This window comes from Massilia soli (genome assembly GCF_016809835.1).
Classification (GTDB): Bacteria; Pseudomonadota; Gammaproteobacteria; order Burkholderiales; family Burkholderiaceae_D; genus Telluria_A; species Telluria_A soli.
The window spans coordinates 63,124-80,554 of sequence record NZ_JAFBIL020000005.1 but is presented as its reverse complement, the minus strand read 5'-3'; the positions used below and the strand labels follow the sequence as shown (position 1 = coordinate 80,554).

The 17,431-nt window shown below is 62.8% G+C and carries 16 protein-coding genes; 10 read left to right on the top strand and 6 right to left on the bottom strand.

Going from position 1 to position 17,431, the window contains the following annotated elements:
* Window positions 1–38 precede the first annotated feature (38 nt).
* The 9 genes from cheA (at window position 39) to I4X03_RS12930 (ending at window position 9,584) form a co-directional block, all read left to right on the top strand.
* Window positions 39–2,204, top strand: coding sequence for a chemotaxis protein CheA (cheA, locus tag I4X03_RS12970; RefSeq protein WP_223468656.1), 2,166 nt, complete (start codon window positions 39–41; stop codon window positions 2,202–2,204).
* A gap of 29 nt (window positions 2,205–2,233) precedes the next feature.
* Window positions 2,234–2,734: a chemotaxis protein CheW gene (locus I4X03_RS12965; RefSeq protein ID WP_223468655.1), complete on the top strand. Its 501-nt coding sequence runs from the start codon at window positions 2,234–2,236 to the stop codon at window positions 2,732–2,734.
* A 24-nt stretch (window positions 2,735–2,758) separates the two neighbouring features.
* Complete coding sequence (locus I4X03_RS12960) at window positions 2,759–4,495, top strand: methyl-accepting chemotaxis protein (RefSeq protein WP_223468654.1); 1,737 nt, start codon at window positions 2,759–2,761, stop codon at window positions 4,493–4,495.
* Window positions 4,496–4,563: 68 nt separating this feature from the next.
* On the top strand, window positions 4,564–5,415 hold the full coding sequence (locus tag I4X03_RS12955) for a CheR family methyltransferase (protein WP_223468653.1): 852 nt from the start codon (window positions 4,564–4,566) through the stop codon (window positions 5,413–5,415).
* A 23-nt stretch (window positions 5,416–5,438) separates the two neighbouring features.
* A complete protein-coding gene (gene cheD, locus I4X03_RS12950) occupies window positions 5,439–6,047 on the top strand; it encodes a chemoreceptor glutamine deamidase CheD (protein ID WP_223468652.1) in 609 nt (202 codons plus the stop codon).
* A gap of 17 nt (window positions 6,048–6,064) precedes the next feature.
* Window positions 6,065–7,132 carry a protein-glutamate methylesterase/protein-glutamine glutaminase gene (locus I4X03_RS12945; protein ID WP_223468651.1) on the top strand — a complete coding sequence of 356 codons (1,068 nt, stop codon included), beginning with the start codon at window positions 6,065–6,067 and terminating at the stop codon, window positions 7,130–7,132.
* Between the two features lie 124 nt (window positions 7,133–7,256).
* On the top strand, window positions 7,257–7,655 hold the full coding sequence (gene cheY / locus I4X03_RS12940) for a chemotaxis response regulator CheY (RefSeq protein ID WP_223468650.1): 399 nt from the start codon (window positions 7,257–7,259) through the stop codon (window positions 7,653–7,655).
* A 1-nt stretch (window position 7,656) separates the two neighbouring features.
* Entirely contained in the window at window positions 7,657–8,316 is a 660-nt protein-coding gene (locus I4X03_RS12935; RefSeq protein ID WP_223468649.1) for a protein phosphatase CheZ, read from the top strand.
* A 59-nt stretch (window positions 8,317–8,375) separates the two neighbouring features.
* Window positions 8,376–9,584 carry an EAL and HDOD domain-containing protein gene (locus I4X03_RS12930; RefSeq protein ID WP_223468648.1) on the top strand — a complete coding sequence of 403 codons (1,209 nt, stop codon included), beginning with the start codon at window positions 8,376–8,378 and terminating at the stop codon, window positions 9,582–9,584.
* 211 nt (window positions 9,585–9,795) lie between these two features.
* On the opposite strand, the gene panC is transcribed toward I4X03_RS12930, so the two are convergent.
* From panC to metG, 5 genes are all read right to left on the bottom strand, one after another.
* Window positions 9,796–10,635, bottom strand: coding sequence for a pantoate--beta-alanine ligase (panC, locus tag I4X03_RS12925; RefSeq protein ID WP_223468647.1), 840 nt, complete (start codon window positions 10,633–10,635; stop codon window positions 9,796–9,798).
* Window positions 10,636–10,671: 36 nt separating this feature from the next.
* On the bottom strand, window positions 10,672–11,544 hold the full coding sequence (locus tag I4X03_RS12920) for a segregation and condensation protein A (RefSeq protein WP_223468646.1): 873 nt from the start codon (window positions 11,542–11,544) through the stop codon (window positions 10,672–10,674).
* Between the two features lie 11 nt (window positions 11,545–11,555).
* Window positions 11,556–11,765 (bottom strand): DUF3460 family protein, encoded by a 210-nt coding sequence (locus I4X03_RS12915; protein ID WP_223468645.1) that lies wholly within the window; start codon window positions 11,763–11,765, stop codon window positions 11,556–11,558.
* A 108-nt stretch (window positions 11,766–11,873) separates the two neighbouring features.
* Window positions 11,874–13,193, bottom strand: a complete 1,320-nt coding sequence (locus I4X03_RS12910; protein WP_223468644.1) for an enoyl ACP reductase FabMG family protein — start codon at window positions 13,191–13,193, stop codon at window positions 11,874–11,876.
* Window positions 13,194–13,272: 79 nt separating this feature from the next.
* Complete coding sequence (gene metG, locus I4X03_RS12905) at window positions 13,273–15,414, bottom strand: methionine--tRNA ligase (RefSeq protein WP_223468643.1); 2,142 nt, start codon at window positions 15,412–15,414, stop codon at window positions 13,273–13,275.
* 150 nt (window positions 15,415–15,564) lie between these two features.
* Between metG and apbC the strand changes: the two genes are divergently transcribed.
* Window positions 15,565–16,653 carry an iron-sulfur cluster carrier protein ApbC gene (gene apbC, locus I4X03_RS12900; protein ID WP_223468642.1) on the top strand — a complete coding sequence of 363 codons (1,089 nt, stop codon included), beginning with the start codon at window positions 15,565–15,567 and terminating at the stop codon, window positions 16,651–16,653.
* Here apbC and I4X03_RS12895 read toward each other — a convergent pair.
* Window positions 16,640–17,395: a Mut7-C RNAse domain-containing protein gene (locus I4X03_RS12895; protein ID WP_223468641.1), complete on the bottom strand. Its 756-nt coding sequence runs from the start codon at window positions 17,393–17,395 to the stop codon at window positions 16,640–16,642. The two genes, apbC and I4X03_RS12895, sit on opposite strands and share 14 nt — an antisense overlap.
* Window positions 17,396–17,431 lie beyond the last annotated feature (36 nt).

The window sequence follows — 17,431 nt, the reverse complement described above, 5'->3', positions numbered from 1 at the left end:
CGTGCAATGATGCATCGCGAAATTCATGGAGTTCCATCATGACCATCGATATTAGCCAGTTTTTCCAGGTCTTCTTCGATGAAGCCGAGGAGCTGCTGGCTGAAATGGAACGCCTGCTGCTGGCCGTCGATATCGACGCGCCCGACGCCGAGGACCTGAATGCGGTATTCCGCACGGCCCACTCGGTCAAGGGCGGCGCGTCGACGTTCGGCCTGAACGACATGACCGAAGTGACGCACATCCTCGAGTCGCTGCTGGACCGCATCCGCAAGGGCGAGATGCCGCTGACCGCCGAACACGTGGAGGCGTTCTTGCAGGCCAAGGACATCCTCAAGATGCAGCTGGACGGCCACCGCAACGGCGCGCCGGTCGACCAGGATGCCGTCGCCAATGTGCGCATGATGCTGCAAGAGCTGTCGCAAGACGAGATCGTGGCCGCCGCCGGCAGCGCCGTCATGGCCTCGTTCGGCAGCGCCAGCGTGGCCAAATCCACGGTGGGCGAGGGCGCGCGCCGCTTCCGCATCGAACTGCCGCTGGTCGAGCAGCGCGACGTCAACGCGCTGGTGGCCGAAGTCGGCCTGATGGGGCGCGTGTCGGTAGCGCCGCTGGCCGGCGGCTGCACCGCGATCATCGTGACCACCCATGAAAGCCTGGACGACATCGTCGCCATCTGCTCGTTCGTGCTCGACCCGGACGACCTGAAGATTTTTGAAGCACCCGCGCTCACGCCCGAGCAGCGCGCGATCGAAGACGCCGCGCGCGCCAAGGTGGAGCAGGACCAGGGTTACGGATTCTTTGACGACGACGCCCCTGAGACGGCGGCGGCCGAGGTCAGCGACGAAGAACGCGGCTACGGTTTCTTCCAGCCGATCGAACAGATTCGCGCCGCCGCGCGCGTTGCCGACACCCCTGGCAGCGCCAAGGCCATCGTGCCATCGGCCGACGGCGCCGATGCCGAGGCGATGGCCGAGAAGAAGCTGGCGGTGAAAAAGGACGACAAGGTGCCGCAAGGCGCAGAATCGTCGTCGATCCGCGTATCGATCGAAAAGGTCGACCAGCTGATCAACCTGATCGGCGAACTGGTGATCACCCAGGCCATGATCGAACAGCGCAGCGATTCGCTCGACCCGATGGTGCATGAGCGCTTGCTGAACTCCGTCAGCCAGCTGACCCGCAACACCCGCGACCTGCAGGAAGCGGTGATGTCGATCCGGATGATGCCGATGGACTTCGTGTTCTCGCGCTTCCCGCGCATGGTGCGCGACCTGGCCGGCAAGCTTGGCAAGAAGGTCGATTTCATCACCAACGGCGCCGCGACGGAACTGGACAAGGGCCTGATCGAACGGATCGTCGACCCGCTGACCCACCTGGTGCGCAACAGTATCGACCACGGCATCGAAATGCCGGAAGTGCGCCGCGCCGCCGGCAAGACCGACACCGGGCGCCTGTTCCTGTCGGCTGCCCACCAGGGCGGCAATATCATGATTGAAGTGGCGGACGACGGCGGTGGCCTGAACCGCGAACGCATTCTCGCCAAGGCCGCCGAAAACGGCCTGGCCGTGTCCGATTCGATGAGCGATTCGGAAGTCTGGCAGCTGATTTTCGCGCCGGGCTTCTCGACCGCCGAAGCGGTCACCGACGTCTCTGGACGCGGTGTCGGCATGGATGTCGTCAAGCGCAATATCGCCGCGATGGGCGGCAGCGTCGACATTCGTTCGGCGCGCGGCTTCGGCACCACCATCTCGATTTCGCTGCCGCTGACCCTGGCGATCTTGGACGGCATGTCGATCCGCTGCGGCGAGGAGGTGTATATCCTGCCGCTCGGCTTCGTGGTCGAGTCGCTGCAGCCGGCCGAAGACGACATCAAGGAAATCGCCGGGCGCGGCCGCGTCATCAAGGTGCGCGGCGAATACCTGCCGCTGATCCCGCTCTATCAAATGTTCGACATCGTGCCGCGCTTTACCAACCCGTGCGAGGGCATCGTCGTGATCCTGGAATCGGACGGCCGCAAGGCCGCGCTGTTCGTGGACGACCTGGTCGGCCAGCAGCAAGTGGTGGTCAAGAACCTGGAATCGAACTACCGCAAGGTGACCGGCATTTCCGGCGCCACCATCCTGGGCGACGGCGGCGTGTCGCTGATCCTGGATGTATCGGCCCTTATCCGTTCGTCGCGCCAGCTGGCCGACGAGTCAATCTTCTCTTAATTTTCGCGCTTAACTGATAGGAACCCACCATGTCGATCTCTCTCAACAACCTGAAATCCGGCGATGCCAAGGACGGCGCGGGCAGCGAGTTCCTGGCCTTTACGCTCGGCTCGGAAGAATACGGCATCGACATCCTGAAAGTGCAGGAGATTCGCGGCTACGAACAGGTCACGCGCATCGCCAACGCGCCTGAGTTCATCAAGGGCGTGATCAACCTGCGCGGCATCATCATCCCGGTGGTCGACATGCGCATCAAGTTCAACCTCGGCACCCCGGTCTACGACCAGTTCACCGTCGTGATCATCCTGAACATCAGCGGCCGCATCATGGGCATGGTCGTCGACAGCGTCTCCGACGTGACCACCCTGAGCGCCGACCAGATCAAGCCGGCGCCGGAAATGGGCAGCGCCTTCAATTCGGACTACATGATCGGGCTGGGAACGATCGACGAGCGCATGCTGATCCTGGTCGACATCGACAAGCTGATGTCGTCGGGCGAGATGGGCCTGATCGAAAAGCTGGCTGCTTAACCGAACCTTACCTGGGACGAGACAATGAACCTGCGCGATTTCAAGATCGGTACCCGCCTTGCAATGGGTTTCGGCAGCATCCTGCTGATCCTGGTGGGGATGATTGTGGCCTCGGCCGCCATCAATGCCCGCAACAAGGACCGTTTGATGGACGGCCTGGACCAGGCCAACGCCAAGAACCTTCTTATCGCGACGATGAAAAGCACGATGCTGGAAACCGGCATCGCGATGCGTAACATCGGCCTGCAAGCCAACGTCGAGCTGATGCAGAAGGAAGAGGCACGCGTCAAGACCCAGGACAAACGCTACGACGAGGCGCGCGCCGCGCTCGAAGCGGCCGGGCTGAGCGACGCCGAAAAGGCAGTGCTGGCCGAACTGGCCGGCGTCGAAGCGAAGGTCGACGCGGCCTTCAAGGAAGCGTCCGCGCTGGTCATGGCGTTCGATACCGAAGGTGCCGGCAAGGTGCTGTCGGACCGCATCGACCCGCTCAACCAGCAGGCCCTCGCGGCGATGAACAAACTGGTCGACATGCAGCAGGTCGCCACCCGCGCCTTCATCGCCAGCGCCGAGCAGAGCGACCGCCGCCTGAACATCATGCTGTTCGCGCTGGGCGCGCTGGCAGTGGTGATCGGCACCGTCGGCTCGATCCTGACCACCCGTTCGATCACCCGGCCAATGGGCAACGCGGTGGCGGTGGCGCAGAAAGTGGCGGCGGGCGAACTGACCTCGCAGGTGGTCGTCGAAGGCAAGGACGAAGTCACCGAACTGCTGCAGGCGCTCAAGGACATGAACGAAAGCCTGGCCCGCACCGTCGGCCACGTGCGTACCGGCAGCGAGACGATCACGGTCGCCTCGCGCGAAATCGCAGCCGGCAATGCCGACCTGTCGTCGCGCACCGAAAGCCAGGCCAGCTCGCTGGAAGAAACCGCCAGCTCGATGGAAGAACTGACCAGCACCGTCAAGCAGAACGCCGACAATGCCCGCCAGGCCAACCAGCTGGCCGTATCGGCATCGTCGGTGGCGATCAAAGGCGGCAACGTGGTGGCCCAGGTGGTCGATACCATGGGGTCGATCAAGGAAAGCTCGCGCAAGATCGTCGACATCATCGGCGTCATCGACGGCATCGCGTTCCAGACCAATATCCTGGCGCTGAATGCGGCGGTCGAGGCGGCGCGCGCCGGCGAGCAGGGCCGCGGCTTTGCGGTGGTGGCGTCCGAAGTGCGCAACCTGGCCCAGCGCTCGGCCGGCGCGGCCAAGGAAATCAAGCAACTGATCGGCGACTCGGTCGACAAGGTCGATACCGGCAGCAGGCTGGTGGACGAAGCCGGGCAGACGATGGACCTGGTGGTCACGTCGATCCGCCAGGTAGCCGACATCATGGGCGAAATCACCGCGGCCACCGCGGAGCAAAGCCATGGCATCGAGGAGATCAACCAGGCCATCACCCAGATGGACGAGATGACGCAGCAGAACGCGGCGCTGGTGGAGGAAGCGGCGGCTGCGGCCGAAAGCATGCAGGAGCAATCGCAGCGGCTGGCCGAGGCGGTGAGCATCTTCAAGCTCAATGGCGACGACGAGCGCGCGGTACGCGCCGCGCCGGCGCCGTTGCGCAAGGCGCCGGTGCCGGTCGCGGCGCCGGCACGCGCCGCGGTTGCGGCGCCGCGGATCGAGCCGGGGGCCAAGGCAGCGCCAACCAGGGCGGCGCCAACCAAGGCGGCAGCGGCGGCAGCGGTCAGCGGCGACGACTGGGAAGAATTCTAGGCGCAGGCGTAGTGCAGTGAGCAGTGCCCGCACAGGCCGGCCTGTAATAGGAACATGAGGTTATCAAAGTGTCGCCAACAAGATCCGAAACCGTCAAGGAATTCACGTTTACCAAGGGTGACTTTGAGCGCGTGCGTGCACTGATCTACCAGAAGGCCGGGATTTCGCTGGCCGACAGCAAGCAGGAAATGGTCTACAGCCGCCTGGCGCGGCGGCTGCGCGCCACCGGCATCGGTTCGTTTACCCGCTACCTCGACGACCTCGAAGGCGGCCACCTGGGCGAGGAGTGGCAGTCGTTTACCAATGCGCTGACCACCAACCTGACGTCGTTCTTCCGCGAGGCGCACCATTTCCCGCTGCTGGCCGAGCACCTGAAAAAAGTGCGCGACAAGCCGATCACGATCTGGTGCTCGGCCAGTTCGACCGGCGAAGAACCGTATTCGATCGCGATGACCGCGTGCGAAGCCTTCAACACGCTGACCCCGCCGGTACAGATCATCGCCACCGATATCGACACCAATGTGCTGGCGACCGGCGCCAACGGCGTGTACTCGGAAGAGCGCATCGGCAAGATGGAACCTGAGCGCCTGAAGAAGTTCTTCCAGCGCGGCAAAGGCGCCCAGGAGGGCATGGTGCGCGTGCGTTCGGAGCTGCGCAACATGGTCACCTTCCGCCAGCTGAACCTGCTGGCCGACGGCTGGCCGCTGCAAGGGCAGTTCGACGTCATCTTCTGCCGCAACGTGATGATTTATTTTGACAAGGCGACCCAGCGCAAGATCCTGGCGCGCTTTGTACCGCTGATGAAGCCGGACGCACTGTTGTTCGCCGGCCATTCAGAGAATTTCCTGTACGTATCGGAATCCTTGAAATTGCGTGGCAAAACGGTGTACGAGCTCGACCCTCGCGCCGCTTCCCGATAGCAGCAGTGAAATGAGAAACAACTATGGCAATCGAAGCTAGAGAACAATTCGCCACCAACGTCTATTACGACCGCACGTTCGATTGCGATGCCGCGAAGATTCTTCCGGGCGAGTATTACTACACCGGCAAGGACATGCTGATCGTGACCGTGCTCGGTTCCTGCGTGTCGGCCTGCATCCGCGACCGGGTCACGGGGCTGGGCGGCATGAACCACTTCATGCTGCCGGACGGCGGCGGCGACGTCAACAATCCGGTATCGGCATCGATGCGTTACGGCACCTACGCGATGGAGGTGTTGATCAATGACCTGCTCAAGTCCGGCGCCCGGCGCGAAAACCTGGAAGCCAAGGTATTCGGCGGCGGCGCGGTGCTGCGCGGATTTACGGCGATTAACGTCGGCGAGCGCAACGCGTCCTTCGTGATGAAATTCCTCAAGACCGAGGGTATCCGCGTGCTGGCCGAAGACCTCAACGACATCTACCCGCGCAAGGTGTATTTCTTCCCGCGCACCGGCAAGGTGCTCGTCAAGAAACTGATGCAAACCCATAACGACACGCTGGCCCGCCGCGAACTCGACTACGCCAGCAGGCTCAAGGTCCAGCCGGTTGGTGGCGAGATCGACCTGTTCTAATTCTGAAAGCCCAGCTTATGAAGATCAAAGTACTGATCGTGGACGACTCGGCGCTGATCCGCGGCGTCATGAAGGAAATCATCAGCAGCCAGCCCGATATGGAAGTGGTCGGCGTGGCGCCCGATCCGCTGGTGGCGCGCGACCTGATCAAGCAGACCAATCCCGATGTGCTGACCCTGGACGTCGAGATGCCCAAGATGGACGGCCTCGACTTCCTGGAAAAGCTGATGCGCCTGCGCCCGATGCCGGTGGTGATGGTGTCGTCGCTGACCGAGCGCGGCTCGGAGATCACGATGCGCGCGCTGGAGCTGGGCGCGGTCGACTTCGTGACCAAGCCGAAGATTTCGATCCAGTCGGGCATGCGCGAATACGCCGACCTGATCGCCGACAAGATCCGCGCGGCCGCCAAGGCGCGCATCCGCGCGCGCACCGTGCCGACCGGCGAGCGCACCGGCGCCGCGCTGCCGGCCATCCGCAACCCGCTGACCTCGTCGGAGAAGCTGATCATCATCGGCGCCTCCACCGGCGGCACCGAAGCGATCCGCGAATTCCTGATGCAGATGCCATCGGACTGCCCCGGCATCCTGATCGCCCAGCACATGCCGGAAGGGTTCACCAGTTCGTTCGCGCGGCGCCTCGATTCGCTGTGCAAGATCAGCGTGCGCGAAGCGGCCGGCGACGAGCGTATCCTGCCGGGCCACGCCTACATCGCGCCGGGCCATTCGCACCTGCTGCTGGCCCGTTCGGGCGCCAACTACATCACCCGGATCGAGCAGACCGATCCGGTCAACCGGCACCGCCCGTCGGTCGACGTGCTGTTCCGTTCCGCGGCCGTATCGGCCGGCAAGAACGCGGTCGGCGTGATCCTGACCGGCATGGGCAAGGACGGCGCCGCCGGCATGCTCGAGATGAAGACGGCCGGCTCCTACAACTTCGCCCAGGACGAGGCGTCGTGCGTGGTATTTGGCATGCCGCGCGAAGCGATCGCCGTCGGCGCCACCCACGAAGTGGGGCCATTATTGTCGCTGCCGGGCATGGTACTTAATCATCTGGCAACGCATGGCAGCCGGGCGTTGCGCGTTTGATCCGTTTCGCACTTTTTCGTACCCACTTTGATCGCCGTAGAGCAACAAAACTGCTATCCTAAGGCCTGCATGCGTAGGCTAAGCGCCCATCAACAACACAGTAAGAGAATCAACGGAGTAATTCATGGCTGATCCAAAGATGAAGTTTTTAGTAGTAGACGATTTCTCGACGATGCGCCGCATTGTGCGCAACCTGTTGAAGGAACTGGGTTACGCCAATGTCGATGAGGCTGAAGACGGCGTCATGGCGCTGGCCAAGCTGCGCAGCGAGCAATTCGACTTCGTCGTGTCGGACTGGAACATGCCGAACATGGACGGCCTGACCATGCTGCAAAACATTCGTGCCGATCCGGCGCTGGCCAAGCTGCCAGTGCTGATGGTGACGGCGGAAGCGAAGAAGGAAAACATCATTGCCGCGGCCCAGGCCGGCGCCAACGGCTACGTCGTCAAGCCATTCACGGCAGCGACCCTGGACGAAAAGCTGAACAAGATCTTCGAGAAACTCGAAAAAGTCGGGGCTTAAGATGGTTGAGCAAATGGCCGTTGGCGCTGTTGGCGCAACGGAAGCCGATGAAGGCACGCATGACGAGTTCATGAGCCGGATTGGCCACATGACGCGCTCGCTGCACGAAAGCCTGCGCGGTCTTGGTCTCGACAAGCTGATCGAAAAAGCCGCGTCCGACATCCCGGACGCGCGCGACCGCCTCGACTACGTGGCGCGGCTGTCGCAACAGGCCGCCGACAAGGTCCTCAATGCCACCGACGCAGCCGGTCCGCTGCAGGACAGCATCAGCGCCGGCTCGGCCAGCCTGATCGCGTCATGGAAGGCCATGCTGGACGTTCCGGGCGGCGGCGACCCTGCCTGGCGCGCCATGGCCGCCCAGACGATTGCCCAACTCGAGCAATCGACGACGGCCGCCAACGGGACCAAGGGCCACCTGATGGACATCATGATGGCCCAGGACTTCCAGGATCTGACTGGCCAGGTGATCACGCGCGTGACCACCATCGCCCAGAACCTGGAACAGCAACTGGTCCAGCTGCTGGTCGATTTCGCGCCTGCCGAAGTCAAGCGCGAGTTTGACAGCGGCCTGCTGAACGGCCCGCAAATCAATCCGGTCGGCAACGAAGTCGTGTCCAACCAGGGCCAGGTGGACGACCTGCTGGACAGCCTCGGCTTCTAAGCGCAGCGCGGGCTTCGGTCCGCCGCGCGCGATTCATTAGCATCACTGGCGACCAATACATGCATCAAACAAATTTTATCGTCCGCGAACCGCTGCTCGACCCGAAGCAGCGCGTGATCGGCTATGAACTGTCATGGCAGCACCATGAAAACGAAACACCCACCGACGCCGAACTCGAATCCTTGATCGGCTTTGTCGCCGAGCACGTCAACGACGAAGACGGCGGCTGGCTTCTACGCGACAAGATCCTGTTCCTCGACGCCGTGCCCGGCATGCTGTCGACCGACGCGCTGCACCAGATGCCGCCGGAACACACCGTGCTGACCCTCAAGGCATCCGACCTCGACGACCCGAACACGCTCGCCGCCGTGCAAGGCTTGCGCGCGGGCGGGGTCGGCATCTCGGTGCGCGACGGCGACCTGTCCAAGCTGCGCAACACGATCATGCGCGCCGCATCGTATGTCGAAGTGCGCTTCTCCGGCGCCGACGTGGCCGCGCAAGCGCGCGCCTACGCCGCGCTCAAGCAGGCATCGGTACGGATGGTTGGCCGTCCGGTCACCACCTGGGCCGACTTCGACGCCTGCGCCGCGCTCGGCCTGGACGCTTTTGTGGGCAAGCTGCACCTGACGCCGCGGCCGGGCATTCCGGTCAAGGGTATGAACCCGGCGCAGACCATCATCCTGCAACTGATGCAGATGGTGCAGAACAATGAAGACATCCCCAAGATCGAAGGCGTGCTCAAGCGCGACCCGGCGCTCTCGTACAAGCTGCTACGCTTCATCAACACCGCCGGCTTTGGTGCCGGGCGCGACATCCAGTCGCTGCGCCAGGCCATCACGATGCTCGGCTACGCGCCGCTGTACCGCTGGCTGACCCTGCTGCTGGCGACGGCAAGCACCAGCGGCTACTCGCCGGTGCTGATGGAAACGGCGGTAGTGCGCGGGCGCCTCGCCGAGCTGCTCGGGCAAAAGATCCTGGGGCGTGCGGAAGGCGAAAACCTGTTCGTCTGCGGCATGTTCTCGCTGCTCGACCGCCTGCTTGGCTTGCCGATGAAGGAAGTGCTCGAAACCATCCAGCTGCCTGACGAAGTCGTGCGCGCGCTGCTGACCCGTGGCGGCATGTACGGTCCGTACCTGGCGCTGGCCGAAGCCTGCGAGCTGAACTCGAACCTGGTCTCGTCGCTAGCCGCCTCGCTCGGCATCATCCCGGAAGACGTCAACAAGATGCACCTGCAGGCGCTCGCCTGGGCACAAAACGTGACCGCATAAACGCGGGCCGCCAATAAAAAAACCGGAGCCACGCGCTCCGGTTTTTTTCGCCCAAACATTCCAAAATCGGGGACAGACCGGGTCACGGTGACCACCATTTCATTCCAAAATCGGGGACAGACCACCATTTTAGAACATTCTAAAATGGTGGTCACCGTGACCCGGTCTGTCCCCGATTTTGGAAGGTTCCCGATTTTGGAAGGTTGCGTCGTTAGATTTCGAGGTTGTCGATCAGGCGGGTGGTGCCGAGCTTGGCCGCGGCGAGGACCACCAGCGGCGCGCCCTGGGCGAGGTCGCCCGCCGTCGGCGGCTGCAGGTCGATCTGCTTGCGGATCGAGATGTAGTCGGGGTTCCAGCCGCGCGACGCCAGCTCGTCCATCGCCTTGTGTTCGAGCTGGTAGATGTCGAGGTGGCCGGAACGTACTTCGCCGGCAACCGAGGTCAGCGCACGGTACAGCGATGGCGCTTCGGCGCGCTCGGTGGCACTGAGGTACATATTGCGCGAGGAGAGGGCCAGGCCGTCGTCGGCGCGCCAGGTTTCCGCGGCAATGATCTGCGTCGGCAGCGCGAACTGGCGCGCCATGTTTCGAACGATCATCAGTTGCTGGTAATCCTTCTTGCCGAACACGGCGACCTTCGGCTGCACGCACGAGAACAGCTTGAGCACGACGGTCGAGACGCCGGTGAAGAAGCCGGGGCGGAATTCGCCTTCCAGCGTGTTGCCCAGGCCGTCAGGCGGGCTGACGCGAAACTCCTGCGGTTCCGGATACAGTTCTTTCTCGGTCGGCGCAAACAGCACGTACACGCCTTCCTTTTCCAGCTTTTCCACGTCCGCCTGGAAGGTGCGCGGGTATTTGTCGAAGTCTTCGTTGGGGCCGAACTGCAGGCGGTTGACGAAGATCGATGCAACCACCGGGTCGCCGTGCTTGCGCGCCAGGCGCATCAAGGACAGGTGGCCTTCGTGCAGGTTGCCCATGGTCGGCACAAACGCGGTGCGCAGTTGGCCGCTGAGCTGGTCGCGCAGTTCTTCAATGGTGGAGACGATTTTCATTGGTGGTACATCCTAAGACAGTAATGGGGTGCGGCCTTACGCTGGCGAATACGCCAGTCGCACATAGATCGGGGCGAACGGTTCGGCCTGGGTAATTTCAATCAGCGTTTCCTTGGCCAGTTCAAGCATGGCGACGAAGTGCACGACCACGATCGGCACGCTGCCCTGGCCGTCGAACAGGTCGGCAAACTCGACGAAGCGGCTTGACTGCAGCTGGCGCAATATCGATGTCATGTGCTCGCGCACCGACAGTTCCTGGCGGCTGATCCGGTGATGCTGGGTCAGCTTGGCGCGCTTGAGCACGTCCATCCAGGCGCGCTGCAGGTCGCCGACGTCGACGTCGGGCCACGCCGGCACCGAACTTTGCTCGATGAACAGCTGCGGGCGGATGAAGTCGCGGTCGAGCTGCGGCACGGCGTTGAGGTCGTAGGCGGCCAGCTTGATCTGTTCGTATTCCAGCAGGCGGCGCACCAGTTCGGCACGCGGGTCGCCGGCTTCGTCGTCGCCTTCGCTCTTGCGCTGCGGTAGCAGCATGCGCGACTTGATCTCGATCAGCATCGCCGCCATCAACAGGTATTCGGCGGCCAGTTCCAGGTTGTGCAGGCGGATCTGGTCGACGTACTTCAGGTATTGCAGGGTGACCTGCGCCATCGGAATGTCGAGGATGTTGAAGTTTTGCTTGCGGATCAGGTACAGCAGCAGGTCGAGCGGGCCTTCGAAGGCGTCGAGAAAGATTTCAAGCGCGTCGGGCGGAATGAACAGGTCGGTCGGCATGCGCAGCAACGGCTCGCCGTACAGGCGTGCTACTGCGGCGTCGGGTGCGGCTGGCTGCTCCGGTACGGCGGCGGCGCCGGCGTCCGGTTCAACGACGGTGCCGGCGAGTGCGCCGGCGGCCGCGTCTGGCGACATGATCGGTTCGGTCAGAGTTTGTTCTGGTACACGTACGGCTGCTGCTTGACGCGCGATTCGGCGCGGCGGTCCTGTTCGTTCAGGGTCAGCGGCGCCTTGTCCCACAGCAGCGCGCGGCCTTCACGCTGGCCTTCTTCGATGCCTGGATTCTTGGCCTTCAGTTCATTGATGAACTTGGTGTGGTCGGATTCGTACAGGCTGAATTGTTTGGAGAGTTTCATATATGCAATAGGTGAGGCGAACCAGCTATTTTAACGCGTTTAGCTCAGGGCAATTGAAATGACGTGGGGCGGACCCGGCGCAGCCGGCGTCCGCCCCACCAAGCCGGTTTAATCCGGATGCAGCGCGTTCAGTTGCTTGGCGATGATGTCGTGGTTCAGCCACAGGACCGGGCCGATCTTTTCGGCGGCGCCGTGGAACATCAGCGGGCCGGCGCCTTCCAGCACGAGCGAGCTGAGGTGGTCGGTGATCAGTTCCTTGCGGTCCTTGTGCATCTTGGTGATGTCCTCGGAGGTGCCGATCATCACGTCTGCCAGCTCCGGCGTGTTGTCCATCGGCCAGGCGGCGAAGTCGCGGAAGCGCGCGCTGGTGGCGTCGTTGTTGTACTTCTCGATGGTGTCGAGCAGGCCGTCGAGCGAGCTGCCGTCTTCCAGCAAGTTCTGGCAGATCTGCCATTGCTGGTCGGCCCAGGCGCCGCCGCCTTCTTTTTTCAATGCTTTGAGCAGCGGGAACAGCGACAGTTCGACGCCAACAAAAATGTCCGACGAGTTGGTGCGGATTTCCGGGCAGTTGAAGACGGTGGCGGACACGCCTTGCTGCCAGGCGGCGGCGGCGACGCTTTCCAGGCGCATCTTGGCGTAGCCCTGGGTGTAGTTGGTGTAGGTCTGCCACTGGTATTGGCCGTCGATCAGGATCTCGGTGCCGTGGTAGCCGTAGGCCGTATAGCGCACCTGGCCGCCGGTGCGCTCGAGGCGTTCACGGATCGCGGCGCTGCCGGTAATCAAGTGCTGCAGGGTGTTGGCGGTGACTTCGTCGAAGTTCATCAGGATCAGCTTGCCCAGGTCGCTGTCGAGCAGGGCGCGCGAGGACATGAAGCGGTCGCCGCGGCCTTTGTAGATGCGGTTGGCAATGGCCAGGAAGGCCTTGATCTTCGGAATGCCGCCGGCCATCGTGTGGGCGAAGAACGCGTTTGCGCCGTCCGGGATCAGCTTGTCGATGTCCTGCATGACCTGGGCCACCGACGTGGTGAAGCGGCGTACGCCCGCTTCGCGGCAACGCTCGATCGCGTCCCAGTCCAGCTTGTCTTCCTGCCAGCCCTTCAGGGTGATGCCCGACAGCAGTTCGGTCGGGTTCTTTTCGCCTTCCGGCGCGTCCATGTCGAAACCGGCCATCAGCGGGACATTGATGATGCGTCCGCCCAGCTTTTCCTCGGCTTCCGCGTGCTCTTCCGTCGTCAGCGCGCGCAGCTTGCCTTCTTCGTCGCGGCGGCCGACCGTGATGCCGACGATCGTCATGCCGGCGGCACGCGCTTCGTCGATCAGGCCGTTTACATAGCCGCGGCCAAACAGTTCGCCGAACAGGACGAACACGTCGCCCTTGCGATACAGGTTGGCGTGAGGGATGTGCCTCAAGGAAGTCAATTCGGTCATAAGGTTTTTGATCACTTAAAAATGATTTTAGGACAGGCGAACCTGGGTTCTGCCGGCTCAGTACTACAACAACACAGGCTTAGCTGATGCGCATGCCCGGCTGCGCGCCCGGCCATGGTTCCAGCAGGTACAGGCCCGGGTTGACTTTCTCGTCGTCACCCGAGGCGCACAGGACCATGCCTTCGGAGACGCCGAACTTCATCTTGCGCGGCGCCAGGTTGGCGACCATCACGGTCAGCTTGCCGACCAGTTCTTCCGGCTTGTAGGCGGACTTGATGCCGGAGAACACGTTGCGCAGGCGGCCCTCGCCGACGTCGAGCGTCAGGCGCAGCAGCTTGTCGGAACCGTCGACGTGTTCGCAGTTGACGATCTTCGCGATGCGCAGGTCGACCTTGGTGAAGTCGTCGATCTTGATTTCGGGCGCCAGTTCTTCCACGCCAGGATCTCGGACCGCCGGTGCGGCCGGCGCAAGCGCCGCGGCAGGCGCGGCCGCTGGTGCGGCAATCGCAGGCGCGGCTGGACGGTCGAACAGCGCGTCGACCATCTTGGCGTCAACGCGCGTCATCAGATGGCTGTAGGCGCCGATGGTGCGACCGAGCATGGTGCGGTAGACGGCGTCGCCCGTGGTGTCGGCCCAGCTGATGCTGTCGTCGTTGAGGAACTCCGAGACGCGCGCGGCAACCTGCGGCAGCACCGGCGAGAGCAGGATGGTCAGCTGGCGGAACAGGATCAGCGCGGCGGTGCAGACATCGTGCAGTTCGGCGATTTTGCTGTCGTCCTTGGCCAGGATCCACGGCTTGTTCTCGTCGACGTACTGGTTGGTGATGTCGGCGATTTCCATGATCTCGCGCAGCGCCTTGCCGAACTCGCGGTGCTCGAAATGGTGGGCGATGCTGGCCTGGCGCTCGGCGCCGTCGTTGGTCAGCGCGCGGCTGATCCACTGCTGGGCCTGCGGCGACAGGGTGGCGGCCAGCTTGCCGTCGAATTTCTTGGCGATGAAGCCGGCGCAGCGGCTGGCGATGTTGACGTACTTGCCGATCAAGTCGCTGTTGACGCGGGCCACGAAGTCTTCGCCGTTGAAGTCGAGGTCTTCAACCTTCGCGTTCAGCTTGAAGGCGATGTAGTAGCGCAGCCATTCCGGGTTCATCTTCAGGTCAAGGTAGCGCAGCGGCGAAATGCCGGTGCCGCGCGACTTCGACATCTTTTCGTTGTTGACGGTCAGGTGGCCGTGCACGTTGACCTTCAGCTTGTCGATGATCGGGTGCTGGGCAAAATTCAGCATCGCCGGCCAGAACAGCAGGTGGAAGGACACGATGTCCTTGCCGATGAAGTGGACTTGTTCGGTGGCAGGGTCGTTCAGCAGGGCATCGAAGTCCATGCCGTTCTTGCTGCAATAATTCTTCAGGCTGGCCAGGTAGCCGACCGGCGCGTCCAGCCAGACGTAGAAGAACTTGCCCGGGGCATCAGGAATCGGAATGCCGAAGTAAGGGGCGTCGCGGGAAATGTCCCAGTCGGCCAGCTTTTCGCCGGCTTCGCCCAGCCACTCGGAGACCTTGTTGACCATCTCGGACTGCAGGCGGCCCGGCGTGTTCAGCCATTCCTTGAGGAAGGTGTAGCAGCGCGGATCGGACAGCGCGAAGAAGTACTGCTCGGACGGCTTGAGGATCGGGGTCGAGCCGGTGAAGACCGAGAACGGGTTCACCAGTTCGGTCGGCTGGTAGGCCGCGCCGCAGACTTCGCAGTTGTCGCCGTACTGGTCCTTGGCGCCGCACTTCGGGCATTCGCCCTTGATGTTGCGGTCGGCCAGGAACATGCCCTTGACCGGGTCGAAGAAGCGGTCGACCGTTTTGGTAACGATCAGGCCGGCATCGCGCAGCTTGCGGTAGATGCCCTGCGACAGCTCGACATTCTCCGGCGAATCGGTGGAGTACCAGTTGTCGAACGCGATGTGGAAGCCGTCCAGGTATTGCTGGCGTCCGGCGGCGATCTTGGCGACGAATTCCTGCGGCGTGATGCCTTCCTTCTCGGCCGCGATCATGATCGGCGTGCCGTGGGTGTCGTCGGCGCAGACGAAGTGCACTTCACGCTGTTTTCCGCCGTCGGCCTGCATTCGCTGGAACCGCACCCAGATGTCGGCCTGGATGTATTCCATCATGTGGCCGATGTGGAAGGCAGCATTTGCGTAGGGCAGGGCGGTGGTGACGAACAGCTTGCGTGTCATGGTGGAAGTGCACTTGTTGGTAGATGAAGGGATGCATTTTAACAGCGGATGACCTTCCTGCGCATAGGGGAATGCCAAGGTTTGCCGTTTTTACAAGGTCGCCCAAGGCGATTTGCGCTAAACTTATCGGATCACCCACGGAGATTCACAATGAGCATTACTGCAGAAGACGTCAAGGCACGGTTGTCCGCCGTTATCGATCCGAATACCCAGAAAGACTTCGTTACCTCAAAATCCATCAAGAACATCAAGGTCGAAGGCGGCAACATTTCGCTGGACGTCGAACTTGGCTACCCGGCGCGCAGCCAGATCGATGCGATCCGCAGCGCCGTCACCTCGGCCTTGCAGGGCATGCCGGGCGCCGAAACGGTCAGCGCCAATGTGTATTCGAAGATTATTTCGCATACCGTACAGCGCGGCCTCAAGCTGATGCCTAATGTTAAGAACATCATCGCCGTCGCGTCGGGCAAGGGCGGCGTCGGCAAATCGACGACCGCCGTCAACCTGGCCCTGGCGCTGGCGGCAGAAGGTGCGGCAGTTGGCGTGCTGGACGCGGATATCTACGGTCCGTCGCAGCCAATGATGCTCGGCATTAACGGCCGGCCTGAGACCAAGGACGGCAAAACCATGGAGCCGCTGGAAAACCATGGCCTGCAGGTATCGTCGATCGGCTTCATGATCGATCCCGACGAGCCGATGGTGTGGCGCGGCCCGATGGTGGTCCAGGCGCTGACCCAGTTGCTGGAGCAGACCAACTGGCGCGACCTGGACTACCTGGTCGTCGATATGCCGCCGGGCACCGGCGACATCCAGCTGACCCTGTCGCAAAAAGTTCCCGTCACCGGCGCCGTCATCGTGACCACGCCGCAGGACATCGCGCTGCTCGACGCGCGCAAGGGCCTGAAAATGTTCGAGAAGGTCGGCATTCCGATCCTCGGCGTCGTTGAAAACATGAGCACGCACATCTGTTCCAACTGCGGCCATGCCGAGGCCATCTTTGGCCATGGCGGCGGCGAGAAGATGTGCGCCGACTTCGGCGTCGAATTCCTCGGCGCGCTGCCGCTGACGATGGCGATCCGCGAGCAGACCGATTCAGGCCGCCCGACCGTGGTCGCCGAGCCGGATGGCCCGGTGGCGACGATCTATAAAGAGATCGCGCGCAAGGTTGCCGTCAAAGTCGCCGAAAAGGCCAAGGATATGACCAGCAAGTTCCCTAGCATCGTCATCAAGAACGATTGACGCTCCCTGGCGCGGTCGCTCTGGCGAGCACCGCGCACATGCGCTGCCAGTGCGAGCCTTTCCAGAAGACGCCCTGGCAGATGCCGCAGGTGCAAAACTCGCTGTGATGCGCGCGCACGCGCGCCGGGAGGCGCTCGAGCACGTCGGCCCTGGCGGCGCGCTGTAGCGGCGCATTGCACTTCAGGCACAGCGTGAACGGCGCGATGCTGCCAGCCAAATCAAGCCGCATGACAATTTCCCTCAATTGCTCCTCCGATCGAATCGCGTGGACATAGCAGCCATGCGTAATGCCGCGGCGCTTGAGCAACTCGCGGTCGCGCGTGAGCGCGATGCGCTGGTCCGTGAGCGATATCTGCTCGATTTCCTCATCCATATAGTTGTTGTCGTACAGCGTGTCGAAACCGGCCATGCGGAGCAGGCGCGCCAGGCCGCCCAGGTGGGCGTCGGCGACGAAGCGAAACGCGCGCGGACCCGCACGCACGCGCTGCAAGTCGCTGATGTCGAGCGCTGCAAATTTCGGGTAGACGGCGACGCGGTCGCCTTCGCCCAGCAATTGGTCGAAGGTGCGCGATGCGCCGTTGACCAGGATGAGCTCGACTTCGGTGTGCGGGACGCCAATCGCCTCGATCATGTGCTTGGCCGTCGCGGCGCGCGCGCAAGCGATCGTGAAATCCCGGCGGCGCCTTGAGCGCGGCAGGAAGTCGTTGAGCTCGCCGTAAAAGCGGAAGGTGGCGGTGACCATGCAATAGTGTGCACCGGATGGGGCGGCGCTTCAACC

What these genes read in the sequence shown, in the direction of transcription:
- cheD (WP_223468652.1), top strand. Translation starts at nt 5,439, where the DNA reads ATGGCAATCGAAGCTAGAGAACAATTCGCCACCAACGTCTATTACGAC.
- metG (WP_223468643.1), bottom strand. Translation starts at nt 15,414, where the DNA reads ATGACACGCAAGCTGTTCGTCACCACCGCCCTGCCCTACGCAAATGCT.
- cheY (WP_223468650.1), top strand. Translation starts at nt 7,257, where the DNA reads ATGGCTGATCCAAAGATGAAGTTTTTAGTAGTAGACGATTTCTCGACG.
- I4X03_RS12915 (WP_223468645.1), bottom strand. Translation starts at nt 11,765, where the DNA reads ATGAAACTCTCCAAACAATTCAGCCTGTACGAATCCGACCACACCAAG.
- I4X03_RS12960 (WP_223468654.1), top strand. Translation starts at nt 2,759, where the DNA reads ATGAACCTGCGCGATTTCAAGATCGGTACCCGCCTTGCAATGGGTTTC.
- apbC (WP_223468642.1), top strand. Translation starts at nt 15,565, where the DNA reads ATGAGCATTACTGCAGAAGACGTCAAGGCACGGTTGTCCGCCGTTATC.
- I4X03_RS12895 (WP_223468641.1), bottom strand. Translation starts at nt 17,395, where the DNA reads ATGGTCACCGCCACCTTCCGCTTTTACGGCGAGCTCAACGACTTCCTG.
- I4X03_RS12930 (WP_223468648.1), top strand. Translation starts at nt 8,376, where the DNA reads ATGCATCAAACAAATTTTATCGTCCGCGAACCGCTGCTCGACCCGAAG.
- I4X03_RS12935 (WP_223468649.1), top strand. Translation starts at nt 7,657, where the DNA reads ATGGTTGAGCAAATGGCCGTTGGCGCTGTTGGCGCAACGGAAGCCGAT.
- I4X03_RS12920 (WP_223468646.1), bottom strand. Translation starts at nt 11,544, where the DNA reads ATGTCGCCAGACGCGGCCGCCGGCGCACTCGCCGGCACCGTCGTTGAA.
- cheA (WP_223468656.1), top strand. Translation starts at nt 39, where the DNA reads ATGACCATCGATATTAGCCAGTTTTTCCAGGTCTTCTTCGATGAAGCC.
- I4X03_RS12945 (WP_223468651.1), top strand. Translation starts at nt 6,065, where the DNA reads ATGAAGATCAAAGTACTGATCGTGGACGACTCGGCGCTGATCCGCGGC.
- I4X03_RS12910 (WP_223468644.1), bottom strand. Translation starts at nt 13,193, where the DNA reads ATGACCGAATTGACTTCCTTGAGGCACATCCCTCACGCCAACCTGTAT.
- panC (WP_223468647.1), bottom strand. Translation starts at nt 10,635, where the DNA reads ATGAAAATCGTCTCCACCATTGAAGAACTGCGCGACCAGCTCAGCGGC.
- I4X03_RS12965 (WP_223468655.1), top strand. Translation starts at nt 2,234, where the DNA reads ATGTCGATCTCTCTCAACAACCTGAAATCCGGCGATGCCAAGGACGGC.